Source organism: Pseudomonas sp. AKS31, assembly GCF_023634765.1.
Lineage (GTDB): Bacteria > Pseudomonadota > Gammaproteobacteria > Pseudomonadales > Pseudomonadaceae > Aquipseudomonas.
In genome coordinates this window covers 39,526-56,844 of record NZ_JAMLFX010000015.1, presented here as the reverse complement: position 1 = coordinate 56,844, position 17,319 = coordinate 39,526, and the positions used below count along the sequence as shown (strand labels likewise).

Here is a 17,319-nt window from a genome sequence, read left to right as displayed (position 1 = left end):
CCCCCGCCGCTGATTCCATAGCCAACCACAATCCCCTGTGGGAGCGAGCCTGCTCGCGAATACGGACTGACATTCAACATTGATGTCGACGGATAAACCGCATTCGCGAGCAGGCTCGCTCCCACATTTGATCTGTGGTGACTGTGATTCTCGGGCACAAAAAAACCGGCCAATGTGGCCGGTTTTTTTATGTCTGCGATTTAGAACGAAGCGTTCTGCAGACCGTCCAGGTAACGCTCGGTGTCCAGTGCCGCCATGCAGCCGGCGCCGGCCGAGGTGATGGCCTGACGGTAAACGTGGTCAGCCACGTCACCGGCAGCGAAGATGCCTTCGACGCTGGTTGCAGTGGCATTACCTTCACGGCCACCGTGCACGACCAGATAGCCGTCTTTGAGGGTCAACTGACCTTCGAACAGCGAGGTGTTCGGGGTGTGGCCGATGGCGATGAACACGCCGTCGACGGTGATTTCGTCGAAGCTGCCGTCGTTATTCTTCAGACGCGCACCGGTCACGCCCATGTTGTCGCCCAGGACTTCGTCAAGGTTGGCGTTCAACTTGAGGATGATCTTGCCTTCGGCCACACGGGCGTTGAGCTTGTCGATCAGGATCTTCTCAGCGCGGAAGGTTTCGCGGCGGTGGATCAGGGTCACGGTGCTGGCGATGTTGGCCAGGTACAGTGCTTCTTCAACCGCAGTGTTGCCGCCGCCGACCACAGCCACTGGCTTGTTGCGATAGAAGAAACCGTCACAGGTCGCACAGGCCGAAACGCCTTTGCCCATGAATGCTTCTTCCGACGGCAGGCCCAGGTAACGCGCGCTGGCACCAGTGGCGATGATCAGGGCGTCGCAGGTGTAGGTCGCGCTGTCACCGGTCAGGGTGTAAGGCTTGGCAGCGAAATCCACAGCGTTGATGTGATCGAAAACGATCTCGGTTTCAAAACGCTCGGCGTGCTCGCGCATCCGCTCCATCAGGGCTGGACCGGTCAAGCCGTGAACGTCGCCCGGCCAGTTGTCGACTTCGGTGGTAGTGGTCAGTTGACCGCCAGCCTGCATGCCAGTGATCAGCAGTGGCTTGAGGTTGGCGCGGGCCGCGTATACCGCAGCGCTGTAACCGGCAGGGCCGGAACCGAGAATAATCACTCGCGAATGACGGACTTCAGACATGACCTGCTCCTGTTGACCGGGCCGAAAAACGGGCGCGGATCGCCGGACTGCCGGCGGGAATAAAAAAGGACCGTGGAAAACCTTGGGGAAGGCTTGAGCTCGACAGTCCTGTAAAAAGTTGGGTGCAGCGTATCGAGGGGGGCAAGATTAAGGAAATACGGTTTAACAATCCAGCTCATAGGTGGTCTCTATGCCGACACACTGACGAGATGGACGTCTTTGTTACAGTGCATGTCGATCACTCTGCCGCGCTTTCACCACTGGTGCAAAGCCGGTAAGGTCGGCGCGTTTTCCCTTGCTCGGAGCACCTTATGCCCGCCCCTGTTCTGTCCGGCCCGCAATACCTGCGCGAAGGCCTCAAACTGGTCCTCAGCCCCGGCTTGCGCCTGTTCGTGTTGTTGCCGCTGGCGATCAACCTGGTGCTGTTCGTCGGATTGATCTATCTGGCCGGCCACCAGTTCAGCCTGTGGGTCGATACGCTGATGCCATCGCTGCCCGAATGGCTGAGTTTCCTCAGCTACATCCTCTGGCCCTTGTTTGTGGTGTTGGTGGCGCTGATGGTGTTTTTCACTTTCACGATGCTGGCCAACGTGATCGCCGCGCCGTTCAACGGCTTCCTTGCCGAGAAAGTGGAAGTGGTGGTGCGCGGCACCGATGATTTTCCGGCATTCAGCTGGGGCGAACTGATCGCGATGATCCCGCGCACCCTCGCCCGGGAAATGCGCAAACTCGGCTACTTCCTGCCGCGTGCCATCGGCCTGTTCATTCTCTCGTTCATCCCCGTGGTTAACATCATCGCCGCGCCGCTGTGGCTGCTGTTCGGCGTATGGATGATGGCGATCCAGTACATCGACTACCCGGCGGACAACCACAAGCTGGGCTGGAACGAGATGCTCGCCTGGCTGCGGCAGAAGCGCTGGCAGAGCATGAGTTTTGGCGGGATCGTCTATCTGGTACTGCTGATTCCGGTGGTCAACATCTTGATGATGCCAGCAGCTGTGGCCGGGGCGACGCTGTTCTGGGTGCGCGAACGCGGTTCAGAAAACCTCGTGACTCAGCGCTGAGCCACTGACCGATAGCGCGTCACAAATCCATCATCCGAACGTCACAAGCACGACATGGCCTCAGTCGACACTGAGGTCATGACGACAGCTCTACACATCACCCTGATCAGCGAAACCTTCCCACCGGAAATCAACGGGGTGGCCAATACCCTTGGCCGCTTGTGCGATGGCTTGCGCGCGCGTGGCCACCAAGTGGAACTGGTGCGCCCGCGTCAGGCCGGTGATCCACAGCGCAGTGAAGATGACGCGTTGCTGTTGTGTCGCGGCTGGCCATTGCCGGGGTATCCGGGGCTGCAATGGGGTCAGTCGTCGATGCACAAGCTGCTGCGACGCTGGAAACGTCAGCGTCCGGACGTGTTGTACATCGCCACGGAAGGGCCGCTCGGTTTGTCGGCGTTACGGGCGGCGCGGCGTTTGGGGATTTCGGTGGTCAGCGGGTTTCACACCAACTTTCAGCAATACACCAGTCAGTATGGCCTCGGTCTGTTGACGCGAATGCTCACGCATTATCTGCGCTGGTTTCACAATCGCTCGGCGATGACGTTGGTGCCGAGCGTCAGCCAGCGGCTGGAATTGGAGCGACGGCATTTCGAGCGCTTGGCGCTGTTGTCGCGTGGCGTGGACAGCCAATTGTTTCACCCGAGCAAACGGCTGAATGCCTTGCGTGAGCAATGGGGCCTGTCCGAGCAGGACATTGCGGTGATTCACGTAGGACGCCTCGCGCCGGAGAAGAACCTTGGCCTGCTCAAGCGCTGCTTCGAAAAACTGCGGGACACTTATCCACAGCGCAATCTGAAACTGATCGTCGTCGGTGACGGGCCGCAGCGGCTGGCGCTGGAAAAGGAGGTGCCCGAGGCGATTTTCTGCGGCGCGCAGCGCGGCGAAGCGTTGGCGGCGCATTACGCCTCTGGCGACGTATTTTTGTTTCCCAGCCTGACCGAGACTTTCGGCAACGTAGTGCTGGAAGCGTTGGCCTCCGGGTTGGGTGTGGTGGCTTACGATCAGGCAGCGGCGGCGCAACATATTCGCCACGGTTACAACGGCGTATTGGCGATGCCCGGAGATGAAGAGGCGTTTTGCGATGCCGCTGCATGGTTACTGGAAGAGGATGAGCGGCTGCGCTGTGTGCGCCTGAATGCGCGGCAGCATGCGAGTCGCCAAGGCTGGCCGGCGGTTATCGAGCAGTTTGAAAAGCACTTGCGCGGGGCTTGTGTGGGCGAGCAGGTCGTCCCGAATGCGCAGACATTGCCTTGAATCTTTGCTGACCTTAGAACAGCTTTCGCGAGCAGCCTCGCTCCCACAGGGGATCCTCGGTGAACACACATTTTGTGAACAGCAGAGAAACCTGTGGGAGCGAGTCTGCTCGCGAAGGGGCCAGTGAAAGGGCCGCTTAAACCAGCGTCATCAACGCCTCACGGCTGAACGGCAAAATATCCTGTTCACGCCCTTCACGGACTTTCTGCGCCCAGTCCGGATCGACCAGCAACGCACGGCCCACCGCCACCAGATCGAACTCCTCTTTGTTCAGACGCTCCAGCAGGTTCTCCAGACTGGCCGGTTGCGCGACTTTATCGGTGTTGACCATGAACTGCAGGAACTCGCCATCCAGGCCTACGCTGCCTACGGTGATGGTCGGTTTGCCGGTCAGTTTGCGTGTCCAGCCCGCCAGGTTCAGTTCGGAACCTTCGAACTCCGGTTCCCAGAAGCGACGCGTCGAGCAGTGGAAAATATCCACGCCAGCATCGGACAGCGGCTTGAGGAATTCACCCAACGCCTCTGGGGTTTGCACCAGACGCGCGGTGTAATCCTGCTGCTTCCACTGCGAGAAACGGAAAATGATCGGGAAGCCTTCGCCGACCGCCGCACGCACCGCTTGAATCAATTCAATGGCGAAACGCGAACGGTTGGCCAGGCTGCCGCCGTATTCGTCGGTGCGCTGGTTGCTGCCTTCCCAGAAGAACTGGTCGATCAGGTAACCGTGGGCGCCGTGGATTTCCACGCCGTCCATGCCGATGTTCTGTGCATCCTTGGCCGCTTGGGCGAAAGCCGCGATGACGTCCTGGATGTCTTGCTTGGTCATGCCGTGTACCACGACCTGACCGTCCTTGAGTTTTTCCGACGGGCCGTAACCCGGCACGCTGGCGTCCGGCTCGGTGCCGATGCGGCGCACGCTGCCGACGTGCCACAGTTGCGGAACGATCTTGCCACCTTCGGCGTGAACCGCATCAACGACTTTCTTCCAACCGGCCAATGGCGCGTCACCGAAGAACTGCGGCACGTTCGGATAGCCGTTGGAGGCTATGTGGCCAACGGTGGTGCCTTCGGTGATGATCAGGCCAACACCGGCGGCCGCGCGACGACGGTAGTACTCGATGACTTTCGAATTAGGCACGCCGCCTGGAGAAAACGAGCGAGTCATCGGCGCCATGACCACGCGGGTCGGCAGTTCGAGGGCACCGAGTTGGAACGGTTTGAACAAGGCTTGAACGGGCATCGAAGGGCTCCACAGAGAAGGCTTTATGACGGCGATAATATGGAGACGCGAACCCTTTGAACAGCACTATTGATTTGGGTGATTAAGGATTAAAAGACGCAAAGCAAAAGATCGCAGCCTTCGGCAGCTCCTACACGGGGTTTGAGGCCACCTGTAGGAGCTGCCGAAGGCTGCGATCTTTTGATCTTGCTGTTTCAGCTCAGCGCTTTTTCAATCGCATGAACAATGGTCGGATCATCTGGCGCCGTGCGCGGCGAGAACCGGGCCAGCACCCGGCCGTCCTTGCCGAGCAGAAACTTCTCGAAGTTCCAGGTGATGTCACCGGGAAACTCGGCGCCCTCGCCTGCCAGCAGACGATAGAGCTGGTGACGATCATGACCGTTGACTTCAAGCTTGCTCGACAACGGAAACGTCACGCCATAGTTGAGGCTGCAGAAATCCTTGATCTCTTGTTCGGTACCCGGCTCCTGACCGGCAAACTGGTTGCACGGCAGGCCCAGCACGCTAAAGCCTTTGCCTTTGAATTGCTGATGGAGGTTTTCCAGCGCCGCATACTGTGGCGTCAAGCCGCATTTGGAGGCGACGTTGACCACCAGCACGACTTGGCCCTTGAACGGTGCCAGCGGTAGCTCCTGACCATCCAGGGCTGTCAACTTAAGGTCGTGAAAAGCACTCATGACGAACTCCAAGATTCCCGTGTTCTACTCGAAACAGCCACTTGGCGAGGTCACCAAGGACAGCCGCGGACTAAAAAGGCGCCCGCAGGCGCCTCTCCAGTAACTCGAAGCTTAGCGCAGAAAATCAGTGGTGATGGCCACCTTCGCCATGGACGTGGCCATGAGCGACTTCTTCCTGGCTGGCGTCACGGATAGCAACGATCTTCACTTTGAAGTTCAGGCGCTGACCAGCCAGTGGGTGGTTGCCATCAACGGTAACGTCGTCGCCGTCGAGGTCACGGATGGTGACGATTTGCATCTGGCCGTCCGGCGCCGAAGCGTGGAACTGCATGCCGACTTCCAGCTCGTCAACGCCTTCGAACATGCTGCGGCTCAGGGTGCTGACCAGCTCAGCGGCGTATTCACCGTAAGCGTCTTCCGGCTCAACGGAGACTTCCAGCTCGTCACCGACAGCTTTGCCTTCCAGAGCTTTTTCCAGGCCCGGGATGATGTTGCCTGCGCCTTGCAGGTAGACCAGCGGAGCGCCGCCGGCGGAGCTGTCGATGACCTCACCAGCGTCGTTGGTCAGGGTATAGTCGATGGAGACAGCCTTATTGGCGGCGATCAGCATGGGGCGAGACCTTTTGCATAAGAATATAGAAAGGCCAAGTTTAGCGAAGCAATCGCGCGAAAGCGAACACAACCCGGACAAACGGGTTTCGACGATCGCAGGCTTTCATCAGGACGAGGACGGTCACTGGGTGGTCGAGCTTTCCTGTGGCCACACCCAGCACCTGCGCCACCAGCCGCCCTGGCAATCGCGCGCCTGGGTTCTTGATGCGGCGCAACGTATTGAAAAAATAGGCCAACCCTTTGCCTGTGGTTGGTGCGCACAAGGCCCGGTTAACGATAACCTTGGCGACTGAATTTCGGTAGGCGGTCACGTATAGAACGCCACCATTGCCATGCAACTTTAGAGAATTCGCATGCAAACTTTTTTTATCGCGCCCACCGATTTTGGTGTGGGTCTGACCTCCATCAGCCTCGGGCTGGTGCGCACGCTTGAGCGAGCCGGGCTGAAAGTCGGCTTCTTCAAACCGATTGCCCAGCCGCATCCGGGCGACACCGGCCCTGAGCGCTCGACTGAACTGGTGTCGCGCACTCACGGCCTGAAACCTCCGCAACCACTGGGCCTGGCCCACGTTGAGCGGATGCTCGGCGATGGTCAGCTCGATGAACTGCTCGAAGAAATCATCACCCTCTATCAGCAAGCCGCCATCGGCAAAGACGTGCTGGTTGTCGAAGGCATGGTGCCGACCCGCAGCGCCAGTTACGCCGCGCGGGTCAATCTGCACCTGGCCAAGAGTCTGGATGCCGAGGTGATTCTGGTCTCGGCACCGGAAAACGAAGTGCTCGCCGAACTCTCCGGCCGGGTCGAATTGCAGGCGCAATTGTTCGGTGGCCCGAAAGACCCGAAAGTCCTCGGGGTGATCCTCAACAAGGTCAAGACCGACGAGAGCATGGACGCCTTCGCTGCGCGTCTGAAGGAACATTCGCCGTTGCTGCGCAGCGGTGATTTCCGCCTGCTCGGCTGCATTCCCTATCAGCCGGAACTCAACGCGCCGCGTACCCGCGACGTCGCCGACCTGATGGGCGCACAAGTGCTCAATGCCGGTGATTACGAAACCCGGCGCATGACCAAAATCATCATCTGCGCGCGGACCATGCGCAACACCGTTGAACTGCTCAAGCCCGGCGTGCTGGTGGTGACACCGGGCGATCGCGACGACATCATCCTCGCCGTCAGCCTCGCAGCAATCAACGGCGTGCCGCTGGCCGGTCTGCTGCTGACCAGCGACACCCTGCCCGATCCGCGCATCATGGATCTGTGCCGTGGCGCGTTGCAGGCCGGTCTGCCGGTGTTGTCGGTGAGCACCGGCTCCTATGACACCGCCAACCTGCTCAACGGCCTGAACAAGGAAATCCCCATCGACGACCGCGAGCGTGCGGAGATCATCACCGACTTCGTCGCCAGCCATCTCGACGCCAAGTGGCTGCACCAGCGCTGCGGCACACCACGGGAAATGCGCCTGTCGCCGGCGGTGTTCCGTTATCAATTGATTCAGCGCGCACAAGCGGCGAACAAGCGCATCGTCCTGCCCGAAGGCAGCGAGCCGTTCACCGTGCAAGCGGCGGCGATCTGTCAGGAACGCGGGATTGCCCGTTGCGTGTTGCTGGCCAAACCTGCAGACGTCGAAGCGGTCGCCCGCGCCCAAGGCATCGTGCTGCCGCCCGGCCTGGAGATTCTCGATCCGGACCTGATCCGCGAGCGCTACGTCGAGCCGATGGTCGCCCTGCGCAAGACTAAAAGCCTCAACGCGCCGATGGCCGAGCAGCAACTGGAAGACACCGTGGTGATCGGCACCATGATGCTGGCGCTGGATGAAGTCGACGGCCTGGTCTCAGGCGTGATCAACACCACCGCCAACACCATCCGCCCGGCGCTGCAACTGATTAAAACCGCACCGGGCTGCACGCTGGTGTCGTCGGTGTTCTTCATGCTCTTCCCGGAGGAAGTACTGGTTTACGGCGACTGCGTGATGAACCCGCACCCGAGCGCCACCGAGCTGGCCGAGATTGCTCTGCAAAGCGCTGACTCGGCGGCCGCATTCGGCATCACCCCGCGCGTGGCGATGATCAGCTACTCCAGTGGCGAATCGGCCACTGGCGAAGAAGTCGAGAAAGTCCGCGAGGCCACCCTGCTCGCCCACGAACAACAGCACTCGCTGCTGATCGACGGCCCGCTGCAATACGACGCCGCCGCCAACGCCGACGTCGCTCGGCAACTGGCACCGAACAGTCAGGTGGCCGGTCGTGCCACGGTGTTTGTCTTCCCCGATCTGAACACCGGCAACACCACGCACAAAGCCGTACAACGCAGCGCCGATTGCGTCAGCCTCGGGCCGATGCTGCAAGGCTTGCGCAAACCGGTGAATGACTTGCCGCGCGGCGCGCAAGTCGATGACATCGTCTACACCATCGCCCTCACCGCGATTCAAGCCGCCAACCGACCTATGGATGTGTAAATGCTGGATTTTCTACCTGCACCCGTGCGCGGTGTGATCGCCTCGCTGCTGTTGGCACTCAATACGATTCTGCTGTGCTCGTTTCTGTTCTGCGTAGCGCTGATCAAAGTGCTGCCGTTCGACCTTGCCCGACGCGCCTCGCTTTGGCTGATGAGCCATACCCACGAAGCGTGGATCAGCAACAACAAGGGCTGGATGAACCTGGTACGGCGCACGCGCTGGCACATCAGCGGCCTGCAAGGCCTCGACTACCAGCACTCGTACCTGATCACCAGCAACCACCAGAGTTGGGTGGATATTCTGGTGCTGCAATACGTGCTCAACCGAAAGATCCAACCGCTGAAGTTCTTTCTCAAACAGGAACTGATCTGGGTTCCGGTAATCGGTCTGGCGTGGTGGGCGCTGGGCTTTCCGTTCATGAAGCGCTACTCCAAGGCGTATCTGGCCAAGCATCCGGAGAAGAAAGGCAAAGACCTGGAAACTACCCGCAAGACCTGTGCGAAATTTCGCAACAACCCGGTGGGGATTTTCAACTTCGTCGAAGGCACGCGATTTACCGAAGGCAAGCATGCGCAACAGCAATCGCCCTTCAAATATTTGCTCAAGCCCAAGGCTGGCGGGATCGCCTTTGTGCTGGATGCGATGGGCGAGCAACTGGAGTCGATCGTCAACGTGACGATTCACTACCCGGCCGGCCGTCCAGGGTTCTGGGACTTGCTCTGCGGCAATGTGCGCGATGTGGTGGTGCACTTTGAAGAGCTGAAGATTCCTCAGCAATTCATTGGCAAAAACTACGATCAGGACGGCGAGTATCGCCTGCAGTTTCAGGGCTGGATCAACCAGCTGTGGCTGGACAAGGATGCGTTGCTCGAACAGATGCACCGCCAATACCCAAAGAATTAAAGATCAAAAGATCGCAGCCTTCGGCAGCTCCTACATTAGATCGGCGTAGACCCTGTAGAAGCTGCCGAAGGCTGCGATCTTTTGACATTCTCAAAGCGACAAAAAAGCCCGCCGATGATCACTCATCGACGGGCTTTTTCTTGCAGCTAGAAGCTAGAAGCTTGCAGCTGCTTCTGCCTTAGATCGCGCCACGCTGACGCAGCAGTTCCAGCACTTGCTTGACGCTGTCTTCCAGACTCAGTGTCTGCGTGTCGATCACCAGATCGGCATTCAGCGGCACGTCGTAAGGGAAAGATTCGCCCGGGATGTTGTCGCCAGCGGCGGCATACAGACCTTGCGGATCACGCTCGGCGCACACGGCCGGCGAGGCCTGCACGTAAACGGTCAGCAAGCGATCCTTGCCGATCAGATCCTTGGCCTGCTCGCGACCTTCTGCGCTTGGGGCGACGAACGCAGCCAGGGTCAACAGACCGGCTTCGTTAAACTGACGCGCCACGTGCGCGGCACGACGCCAGTTCTCGGTACGGCCGGCGCGATCCTGTGGCAGACCTTTGTTGAGGTCCTGACGCAGGTTCTGACCGTCCAGCACAAACACCGCACGGCCCATGTCGAACAACTTGCGCTCGACCGCATAGGCCAGCGTGCTCTTGCCCGCGCCCGACAGGCCGCTGAACAGCACGGTGGCCGGTTGCTGACCGAAACGCTGGGCGCGTTCTTCAGTGGCCACATGCGCCAGTTTGCCGTGATGCGTGGCCGTGCCATGCGTCACAGGTTGAGCGACGATCATGCCAGCGCCGACAGTGCCGTTGGTCAAGCGGTCGATGACGATGAACGCGCCGGTGGTGCGGTTGCTTTCGTAACCGTCGAGGGCAATCGGCGCGTCGAGCGCGATCTTCACCTTGCCGATTTCGTTGAGCTGCAAAGCGCTCGCCGGGCCTTCTTCCAGAGTGTTCACGTCGACCTTGTTGATGATGCTGGCAATTGAGCCCGGCACGTAACTGGTGGCGCGTTTGATGTCGTATTTCTTGCCCGGCAGCATCGGCTCTTCAGCCATCCACACCAGCATCGCTTCGAAGCTGTCGGTGACCGGCGGCACGTTGTCGGCATGCACCAACAGGTCGCCACGGGAGATGTCGATTTCGTCTTCCATGGTCAGCGTCACAGCCTGACCAGGGCCGGCGTGTTCCAGCTCACCTTCGAAGGTGACGATGGATTTCACGCGGCTGCTTTTGCCCGACGGCAACACAACCACTTCGTCGCCCTTGTGCACGATGCCGCTGGCGAGGGTGCCGGCGAAACCACGGAAGTTCAGGTTCGGACGGTTGACGTACTGCACCGGGAAACGCAGATCGGTGAAGTTGCGATCGCCCGCGACTTCCACGGTCTCGAGAATTTCCATCAGCGACTGGCCGGTGTACCAAGGCGAGCGCTCGGACTTGTTCACCACGTTGTCGCCCTTGAGGGCAGACATTGGCACGAAGTGCATGCTGGTCGGCTTCATCTTCAAGCCTTCGGCGAACTTCAGGTAGTCAGCCTTGATCGACTCGAACACGCCCTCATCGAAGTCCTTCAGGTCCATCTTGTTGATGGCGACGACGATGTGTTTGATCCCCAAAAGGGAGGCGATGAAGCTGTGGCGACGAGTCTGGGTCTGAACGCCGTAACGGGCGTCGACGAGGATGATCGCCAGGTCACAGGTGGACGCACCGGTGGCCATGTTGCGCGTGTACTGCTCATGGCCGGGGGTGTCGGCGATGATGAATTTGCGTTTGGCGGTGGAGAAATAGCGGTAGGCGACATCGATGGTGATGCCCTGCTCGCGCTCGGCCTGCAGACCGTCGACCAGCAATGCCAGGTCGATGTCGTCACCGGTGGTGCCGACTTTCTTCGAGTCGCGGGTGATCGCTTCGAGGTGATCTTCGTAGATCATCTTCGAGTCGTGCAGCAGGCGCCCGATCAGGGTGCTCTTGCCGTCATCGACGTTACCGCAGGTCAAAAAGCGCAGCAGCTCTTTACGTTCGTGCTGGCCCAGGTAGGCGAGGATGTCCTCGCTGATCAAATCAGATACGTGCGACATGACAGCCCCTTAGAAATAGCCTTGACGTTTTTTGTCTTCCATTGAGCCGGCACCATCGTGGTCGATGACACGGCCCTGGCGCTCGGAAGTTCGCGTCAGGAGCATTTCCTGAATGATGTCCGTGAGGCTTTCGGCCTCGGACTCCACCGCGCCCGTCAACGGGTAGCAGCCAAGGGTGCGGAAACGCACTTTCTTTTTGACGATGCGTGCCTTGTCCTCATCGGACAGGTGCTCGAGGATGCGCTCGTCGTCGATCATGATCAGCGTGCCGTTCTTCTCGATCACTTCGCGTTCGGCAGCGAAGTACAGCGGCACAATCGGGATGCCTTCGAGGTAGATGTACTGCCAGATGTCCAGCTCGGTCCAGTTCGACAGAGGGAACACACGGATGGATTCGCCCTTGTTGACCTTGCCGTTGTAGACGTTCCACAGCTCTGGACGCTGGTTTTTCGGGTCCCAGCGGTGCTTGCTGTCGCGGAACGAGTACACGCGCTCTTTGGCGCGGGACTTTTCTTCATCGCGACGGGCGCCGCCAAAGGCTGCGTCGAAACCATGCTTGTCGAGTGCCTGCTTCAGGCCTTCGGTTTTCATGATGTCGGTGTGCTTGGCGCTGCCGTGGGTGAACGGGTTGATGTTCTGCGCCACGCCATCGGGGTTGATGTGGGTGATCAGGTCCAGGCCCAATTCCTCGACCATCTTGTCGCGGAACTTGTACATTTCCTGGAATTTCCAGCGGGTGTCGACGTGCATCACCGGAAACGGCAGTTTGCCCGGGAAGAACGCCTTGCGTGCCAGGTGCAGCATCACGGCGGAGTCTTTACCGATGGAGTACAGCATCACCGGGTTATCGAACTCGGCGGCCACCTCGCGGATGATGTGGATGCTTTCCGCCTCCAGCTGTTTCAGATGCGTCAGTTTGTCGACCATGGCTACTCACGAAAGCTTTCTTATGAACGGCCAGCGGGCCGTGTTCGAGCGGGGAATCCTAGCACAGCGACCTTCTTCTAATCAGGACGCCAGCTAGAACGAAAGGGCATATGAATATGCCCACTCGTTTGGGCGATGCCCCCTGTAGGAGCTGCCGAAGGCTGCGATCTTTTGATCTGGTCTTTTAAAAAACAAGATCAAAAGATCGCAGCCTTCGGCAGCTCCTACACAGGGGAGTGGTGCTCGTCAGATCGGATTCGGGCAATCGATAAAGATGTGTTCGAGGGCGAAGCGCTTCGCCAGATAATCGCCCAATGCCTGTACGCCGTAGCGTTCTGTGGCGTGATGACCGGCGGCGATGAAGCTGATGTCGTTTTCGCGGGCGCTGTGGAAAGTCTGCTCGGAGGCTTCACCGCTCAGGTACAGATCGACACCTGCCGCGACGGCCTGATCGATGTAGCCCTGACCGCCGCCGGTGCACCAGCCAACCCGACGAATCATCGGGCTGCCCTCAATCAATAGCGGCTCGCGGCCCATGACCTCCTGCACCTTGCGGGCGAAATCGCGCGCGGTCATTGGCTCATTCAACGAACCGACCAGGCCGACAATTTTCAGATTGTCCGGATCCAGCGGCCCTTCGACCGTGATGTCGAGTTGGCGAGCAAGCTGCACGTTATTGCCAACATCAGGATGCAGATCCAGTGGCAAATGGTAGGCGAGCAGACTGATGTCGTGCTTGAGCAATGTCTTCAGTCGACGCTGCTTCATGCCGGTGATGCACGGGTTTTCGCCCTTCCAGAAGTAACCGTGATGCACCAGCACCAGATCAGCCTCGGCTTCGACGGCGGCATCGAGCAAGGCCTGACTGGCGGTGACGCCGCTGACGATGCGCATCACTTGCGGCCGGCCTTCGACCTGCAGGCCGTTGGGGCAATAATCGGAAATTTTTGCACTGCTGAGGTAACGGTCGGCTTCTTCGACGAGGGTGCTGAGGGCAACGGCCATGAAAGACTCCTAAATATCCCGTTCAGAGGCACGCGCGGCCTCGTATAATGCGCGACATTATGGGCGGTCTGACCCCGCCTGCAACTTTTCCAGGACGTGCTTAATGCTCAAGGCGCTGCGTTTTTTCGGCTGGCCGTTGTTGGCCGGTGTGCTTATCGCTCTGTTGATTATTCAGCGTTACCCGCAGTGGGTCGGGCTTCCGAGCCTCGACGTCAACCTGCAACAGGCCCCGCAAACCACCAGTGTGCAGCAGGGCCCGGTGTCCTATGCCGATGCGGTGACCATTGCCGCGCCTTCGGTGGTCAACCTCTACACCACCAAAGTCATCAACAAACCGGCGCATCCGCTGTTTGAGGATCCGCAGTTCCGGCGCTTCTTCGGTGACAACTCGCCGAAGCAGAAGCGCATGGAATCGAGCCTCGGCTCCGGCGTGATCATGAGCCCGGAAGGCTACATTCTGACCAACAACCACGTAACCAGCGGCGCCGACCAAATCGTCGTGGCCCTGAAGGATGGCCGTGAAACCCTCGCCCGCGTCATCGGCAGTGACCCGGAAACCGACCTCGCGGTGTTGAAAATCGATCTGAAAACCTTGCCGGCCATCACCGTGGGCCGCTCCGACAGCATTCGCATCGGCGACGTCGCGCTAGCCATCGGCAACCCGTTCGGCGTCGGCCAGACCGTGACCATGGGCATCATCAGCGCCACCGGGCGTAACCAGTTGGGTCTGAACAATTATGAAGACTTCATCCAGACCGACGCGGCGATCAACCCTGGCAACTCCGGCGGTGCGCTGGTCGATGCCAACGGCAACCTCACCGGTATCAACACGGCGATCTTTTCCAAATCCGGCGGCTCGCAGGGCATTGGCTTTGCGATACCGGTGAAGCTGGCAATGGAAGTGATGAAGTCGATCATCGAGCACGGTCAGGTGATTCGCGGCTGGCTGGGCATTGAAGTACAGCCGCTGACTCAGGAACTGGCTGAGTCGTTCGGCTTGTCCGGGCGTCCGGGGATTGTCGTTGCGGGGATCTTCCGCGATGGCCCGGCGCAGAAGGCCGGCCTGCAACTGGGCGACGTGATTCTGAGCATCGATGGCGAACCGGCCGGTGATGGTCGCAAGTCGATGAACCAGGTCGCGCGGATCAAACCGACCGACAAAGTGACGATTCAGGTGATGCGCAACGGTAAAGAGCTGAAGCTCACCGCTGAAATCGGCCTGCGTCCGCCACCGGCTCCAGTGCAGGAAAAACAAGAGTAAAACTTTTTCCGCGCCAGGTGCGCGGATAAAAGACATTCTCAAAAGGCATGTTATATTGTTTCAATTCTGACAATTGGAACAACATAACATGTCGTCTCGAACAAAGGCCTCCCTGCTCGGCCTGAGCCTGGGTTTGCTGGTCGATCCAGCGTTCGCCGAAGAACCCAAGCCGCTCGAACTCGACGCCATCAGCGTCATCTCCGACTACGAGTCTCCCACCGGCCCGGTCAGAGGCTACCGCGCCACACGCTCGGCCAGCGCGACCAAAACCGACACGGCGATTCGCGATATTCCGCAAGCGATCAGCGTGGTACCCGCCAGTGTGCTCAAGGATCTGGGCAGCACCAGCGTCGAACGCGCGCTGGATTTCGCTGGCGGCGTATCCAAGCAAAACAACTTCGGCGGCCTGACGCTCTACGAATACAGCGTGCGTGGATTCACCACGTCGGAGTTCTACAAGGACGGTTTCAGTGCCAATCGGGGTTATCCAAGTACACCCGACGCGGCAAATATCGAGCGCATCGAAGTGCTCAAAGGCCCGGCCGCCAGCCTCTACGGTCGCGGCGATCCCGGCGGTACGGTGAACATCGTCACCAAAAAACCCCAGCCCGAAGCCTTCACCACCCTGCAAACCAGCGCCGGCAGTTGGGATCGCTATCGCACCGCGTTGGACGTCAACACCCCGCTGGATGAGCAGGGCGACGTGCTGTCGCGGATCAACCTCGCGGTCGAGGACAACCACAGTTTCCGCGATCACGTCGACAGCCAACGCGTGTTCGTTGCGCCCTCAATCAGTTGGCAATTGAACCCGGATACTTCGCTGTTGGTAGAAAGTGAAATCGTCCGTCACAGCTCCACCTTCGATCGCGGCATCGTCGCGCCCAATAATAAATGGAGCGGTGTTTCACGCTCGACCTTCCTCGGCGAACCCAACGACGGCAACGTCGATAACCACAACAATCTGCTTCAGGCCACACTGGAACATCACCTCAACGACAGCTGGAAGCTGCGCCTGGCCAGTCACTACAAGGAAGGCAAACTCTGGGGCGATGCTTCGGAAAATCGCCCTTTGAACGCCGATGGCCACACCGTCAACCGCCGCTATCGCGAGCGTGACACCAATTGGCACGACAGCATTACCCAACTGGAACTGCGCGGCCTGTTTGACCTCGGCCCGTGGCAACACGAACTGCTGATCGGCACCGAGTACGAAAACTTCCGCAAGAACGAGCGTGTCACCACCATTGCCGGTGGCCCTTACGCCATCGACATCTACAAGCCGATCTATGGCCAGCCGAAACCCAACGGCGCGCGCTCGGGTACTGACTTCTTCGAGCACGTCGAAAGTCATGCATTGAACCTGCAGGACCAGATCATCTTCACCGACAAACTACGCGGGATGATCGGCGCACGTTTCGAGCATTTTGATCAGAACATTGACGACCACAGCCGCAACGCCACCAGCGACCAACGTCACGACGCCCTCACCCAGCGGCTCGGCCTGCTCTATCAATTGACGCCACAAACGGGCCTGTTCGCCAACGCCTCAACCTCGTTCAAACCGAACAACGGCCTCGACGCCGCCGGCAAATCCTTCGATCCGGAGGAAGGCGTCGGTTACGAAGTCGGGATCAAGAACGAGCTGTTCGACGAGCGCCTGAGCAGCACCCTCGCCTTCTTCCACATCGATAAGGAAAACGTCCTCGCCCTCGACCCGGCCACCGACACCAGCCGCGCGATGGGCAAGGCACGCAGTCGCGGTTTCGATCTGCAAGTCAGTGGGCAAGTGACCGACGCCGTGCGGGTGATCGGTGCGTTCGCTTACATCGACGCCGAAGTTACCAAGGGCGACGCGGTGATTCCCACTGGTAGCCGCATCCTTGGCGTGGCCAAACGCAGCGGCAGTCTGCTCGGGGTTTATGAGTTTCAGGATGGCCATTTGCGCGGCTCGGACGTCGGCGCGGCGTTCACCTATGTCGGCGATCGCTCGGGAGAATCCGGCAGCGACTTCGAATTGCCGGCCTATCACACCGTCGACTTGCTGGCGCATTACAAGGCCAGCGACAACGTGACTGTCGGCCTCAATCTGAACAACCTGTTCGACGAAAAATACTACGAGCGCGCCTACAGCAACTACTGGGTCAACCCCGGTGAGCCGCGCAATTTCACCGTCAGCCTGACACTCAACCTGTAAAAGGACGTCACCATGCAATACGGCAAATCCCTTGTGCTCATCGCCGCGCTGTTCGCAGGCCAGGTCTCGGCCCATGGCCTGTGGACTGAGCAACGGCGCGGCAATATCGAAGTGGTCTACGGTCATGGCGCTGAGGACAATGCGTTCAAGGCGCAGAAGATCAGCGGCGCCTGGGCATATGACGCGGGCGGCAAGATGATTCCGGTCAGCGTCGAGCGCCTGGCCGATCACGCACGACTGAAACCACTGAAGGCCCCCGCAGTGATGGCGGTAGCGCTGAACAATGGCATGTGGTCGCAGACGGCTGACAAAAAATGGATCAACGAAGGCCGCAGCAAAGTCCCGGGCGCGGTTGAAGCAACGGAGACGTTCAAATACAGCCTGGCGATTTATCAGCCGGGCGCGAAGTTGCCCAAGCTGGATCAGATCAAGTTGCTGATTTTGCCTGAGGTGGATCCGTTGACCGTTGGGCCGGGCAAGTCATTGCCG

The 17,319-nt window shown here is 59.4% G+C and carries 15 protein-coding genes; 8 read left to right on the top strand and 7 right to left on the bottom strand.

All coding sequences use genetic code 11. From position 1 onward, the window contains the following. Nucleotides 1-200 precede the first annotated feature (200 nt). Complete coding sequence (gene trxB / locus M9827_RS24620) at nucleotides 201-1,163, bottom strand: thioredoxin-disulfide reductase (protein WP_007912350.1); 963 nt, start codon at nucleotides 1,161-1,163, stop codon at nucleotides 201-203. Between the two features lie 311 nt (nucleotides 1,164-1,474). On the opposite strand from trxB, the gene cysZ reads away from it, so the two are divergent. Together cysZ and M9827_RS24610 are read left to right on the top strand one after the other, a co-directional pair. Then, nucleotides 1,475-2,227, top strand: a complete 753-nt coding sequence (gene cysZ, locus M9827_RS24615; RefSeq protein WP_250607666.1) for a sulfate transporter CysZ — start codon at nucleotides 1,475-1,477, stop codon at nucleotides 2,225-2,227. 54 nt (nucleotides 2,228-2,281) lie between these two features. Continuing rightward, nucleotides 2,282-3,481: a glycosyltransferase family 4 protein gene (locus tag M9827_RS24610; RefSeq protein ID WP_250607664.1), complete on the top strand. Its 1,200-nt coding sequence runs from the start codon at nucleotides 2,282-2,284 to the stop codon at nucleotides 3,479-3,481. A 136-nt stretch (nucleotides 3,482-3,617) separates the two neighbouring features. Here the strand turns inward: M9827_RS24610 and M9827_RS24605 are convergent, their stop codons facing one another. The 3 genes from M9827_RS24605 to M9827_RS24595 form a co-directional block, all read right to left on the bottom strand. Beyond that, nucleotides 3,618-4,721: an NADH:flavin oxidoreductase gene (locus M9827_RS24605; RefSeq protein WP_250607662.1), complete on the bottom strand. Its 1,104-nt coding sequence runs from the start codon at nucleotides 4,719-4,721 to the stop codon at nucleotides 3,618-3,620. 194 nt (nucleotides 4,722-4,915) lie between these two features. After that, entirely contained in the window at nucleotides 4,916-5,398 is a 483-nt protein-coding gene (locus M9827_RS24600) for a glutathione peroxidase (protein ID WP_250607660.1), read from the bottom strand. Between the two features lie 124 nt (nucleotides 5,399-5,522). Further along, nucleotides 5,523-6,008 carry an FKBP-type peptidyl-prolyl cis-trans isomerase gene (locus M9827_RS24595; RefSeq protein ID WP_108591397.1) on the bottom strand — a complete coding sequence of 162 codons (486 nt, stop codon included), beginning with the start codon at nucleotides 6,006-6,008 and terminating at the stop codon, nucleotides 5,523-5,525. Here M9827_RS24595 and M9827_RS24590 point away from each other — a divergent pair. From M9827_RS24590 to yihG, 3 genes are read left to right on the top strand one after another with little or no spacing between them, the layout of a single operon-like run. Beyond that, the gene (locus M9827_RS24590) at nucleotides 5,977-6,303 is read left to right on the top strand and encodes a DUF3565 domain-containing protein (protein ID WP_250607658.1); all 327 of its coding nucleotides are present in this window, start codon (nucleotides 5,977-5,979) and stop codon (nucleotides 6,301-6,303) included. The two genes, M9827_RS24595 and M9827_RS24590, sit on opposite strands and share 32 nt — an antisense overlap. Nucleotides 6,304-6,363: 60 nt before the next feature. Beyond that, nucleotides 6,364-8,463, top strand: a complete 2,100-nt coding sequence (gene pta / locus M9827_RS24585; RefSeq protein WP_250607656.1) for a phosphate acetyltransferase — start codon at nucleotides 6,364-6,366, stop codon at nucleotides 8,461-8,463. Further along, nucleotides 8,464-9,366 (top strand): 1-acylglycerol-3-phosphate O-acyltransferase, YihG family, encoded by a 903-nt coding sequence (gene yihG, locus M9827_RS24580; protein WP_250607653.1) that lies wholly within the window; start codon nucleotides 8,464-8,466, stop codon nucleotides 9,364-9,366. It abuts the gene before it with no gap. Between the two features lie 178 nt (nucleotides 9,367-9,544). Here the strand turns inward: yihG and cysN are convergent, their stop codons facing one another. The 3 genes from cysN to M9827_RS24565 form a co-directional block, all read right to left on the bottom strand. Next, nucleotides 9,545-11,443 carry a sulfate adenylyltransferase subunit CysN gene (gene cysN, locus M9827_RS24575; protein ID WP_250607651.1) on the bottom strand — a complete coding sequence of 633 codons (1,899 nt, stop codon included), beginning with the start codon at nucleotides 11,441-11,443 and terminating at the stop codon, nucleotides 9,545-9,547. Between the two features lie 9 nt (nucleotides 11,444-11,452). Further along, nucleotides 11,453-12,370, bottom strand: a complete 918-nt coding sequence (gene cysD, locus M9827_RS24570) for a sulfate adenylyltransferase subunit CysD (protein ID WP_007912374.1) — start codon at nucleotides 12,368-12,370, stop codon at nucleotides 11,453-11,455. Nucleotides 12,371-12,616: 246 nt separating this feature from the next. After that, nucleotides 12,617-13,375, bottom strand: a complete 759-nt coding sequence (locus M9827_RS24565; RefSeq protein ID WP_250607649.1) for a Nif3-like dinuclear metal center hexameric protein — start codon at nucleotides 13,373-13,375, stop codon at nucleotides 12,617-12,619. 103 nt (nucleotides 13,376-13,478) lie between these two features. Between M9827_RS24565 and algW the strand changes: the two genes are divergently transcribed. The 3 genes from algW to M9827_RS24550 all read left to right on the top strand — a co-directional run. Then, on the top strand, nucleotides 13,479-14,636 hold the full coding sequence (gene algW / locus M9827_RS24560; protein ID WP_250607647.1) for a Do family serine endopeptidase AlgW: 1,158 nt from the start codon (nucleotides 13,479-13,481) through the stop codon (nucleotides 14,634-14,636). Nucleotides 14,637-14,724: 88 nt separating this feature from the next. Next, entirely contained in the window at nucleotides 14,725-16,830 is a 2,106-nt protein-coding gene (locus tag M9827_RS24555) for a TonB-dependent siderophore receptor (protein ID WP_250607645.1), read from the top strand. Nucleotides 16,831-16,842: 12 nt separating this feature from the next. After that, nucleotides 16,843-17,319 (top strand): DUF4198 domain-containing protein (locus tag M9827_RS24550; protein ID WP_250607643.1); only part of this gene is annotated, 477 nt, incomplete at its 3' end.

Bases quoted from the DNA above. Each gene is read 5' to 3' on its own strand.
- trxB (WP_007912350.1), bottom strand. From the start codon at position 1,163: ATGTCTGAAGTCCGTCATTCGCGAGTGATTATTCTCGGTTCCGGCCCT.
- cysZ (WP_250607666.1), top strand. From the start codon at position 1,475: ATGCCCGCCCCTGTTCTGTCCGGCCCGCAATACCTGCGCGAAGGCCTC.
- M9827_RS24610 (WP_250607664.1), top strand. From the start codon at position 2,282: ATGGCCTCAGTCGACACTGAGGTCATGACGACAGCTCTACACATCACC.
- M9827_RS24605 (WP_250607662.1), bottom strand. From the start codon at position 4,721: ATGCCCGTTCAAGCCTTGTTCAAACCGTTCCAACTCGGTGCCCTCGAA.
- M9827_RS24600 (WP_250607660.1), bottom strand. From the start codon at position 5,398: ATGAGTGCTTTTCACGACCTTAAGTTGACAGCCCTGGATGGTCAGGAG.
- M9827_RS24590 (WP_250607658.1), top strand. From the start codon at position 5,977: ATGGAGACAGCCTTATTGGCGGCGATCAGCATGGGGCGAGACCTTTTG.
- M9827_RS24595 (WP_108591397.1), bottom strand. From the start codon at position 6,008: ATGCTGATCGCCGCCAATAAGGCTGTCTCCATCGACTATACCCTGACC.
- pta (WP_250607656.1), top strand. From the start codon at position 6,364: ATGCAAACTTTTTTTATCGCGCCCACCGATTTTGGTGTGGGTCTGACC.
- yihG (WP_250607653.1), top strand. From the start codon at position 8,464: ATGCTGGATTTTCTACCTGCACCCGTGCGCGGTGTGATCGCCTCGCTG.
- cysN (WP_250607651.1), bottom strand. From the start codon at position 11,443: ATGTCGCACGTATCTGATTTGATCAGCGAGGACATCCTCGCCTACCTG.
- cysD (WP_007912374.1), bottom strand. From the start codon at position 12,370: ATGGTCGACAAACTGACGCATCTGAAACAGCTGGAGGCGGAAAGCATC.
- M9827_RS24565 (WP_250607649.1), bottom strand. From the start codon at position 13,375: ATGGCCGTTGCCCTCAGCACCCTCGTCGAAGAAGCCGACCGTTACCTC.
- algW (WP_250607647.1), top strand. From the start codon at position 13,479: ATGCTCAAGGCGCTGCGTTTTTTCGGCTGGCCGTTGTTGGCCGGTGTG.
- M9827_RS24555 (WP_250607645.1), top strand. From the start codon at position 14,725: ATGTCGTCTCGAACAAAGGCCTCCCTGCTCGGCCTGAGCCTGGGTTTG.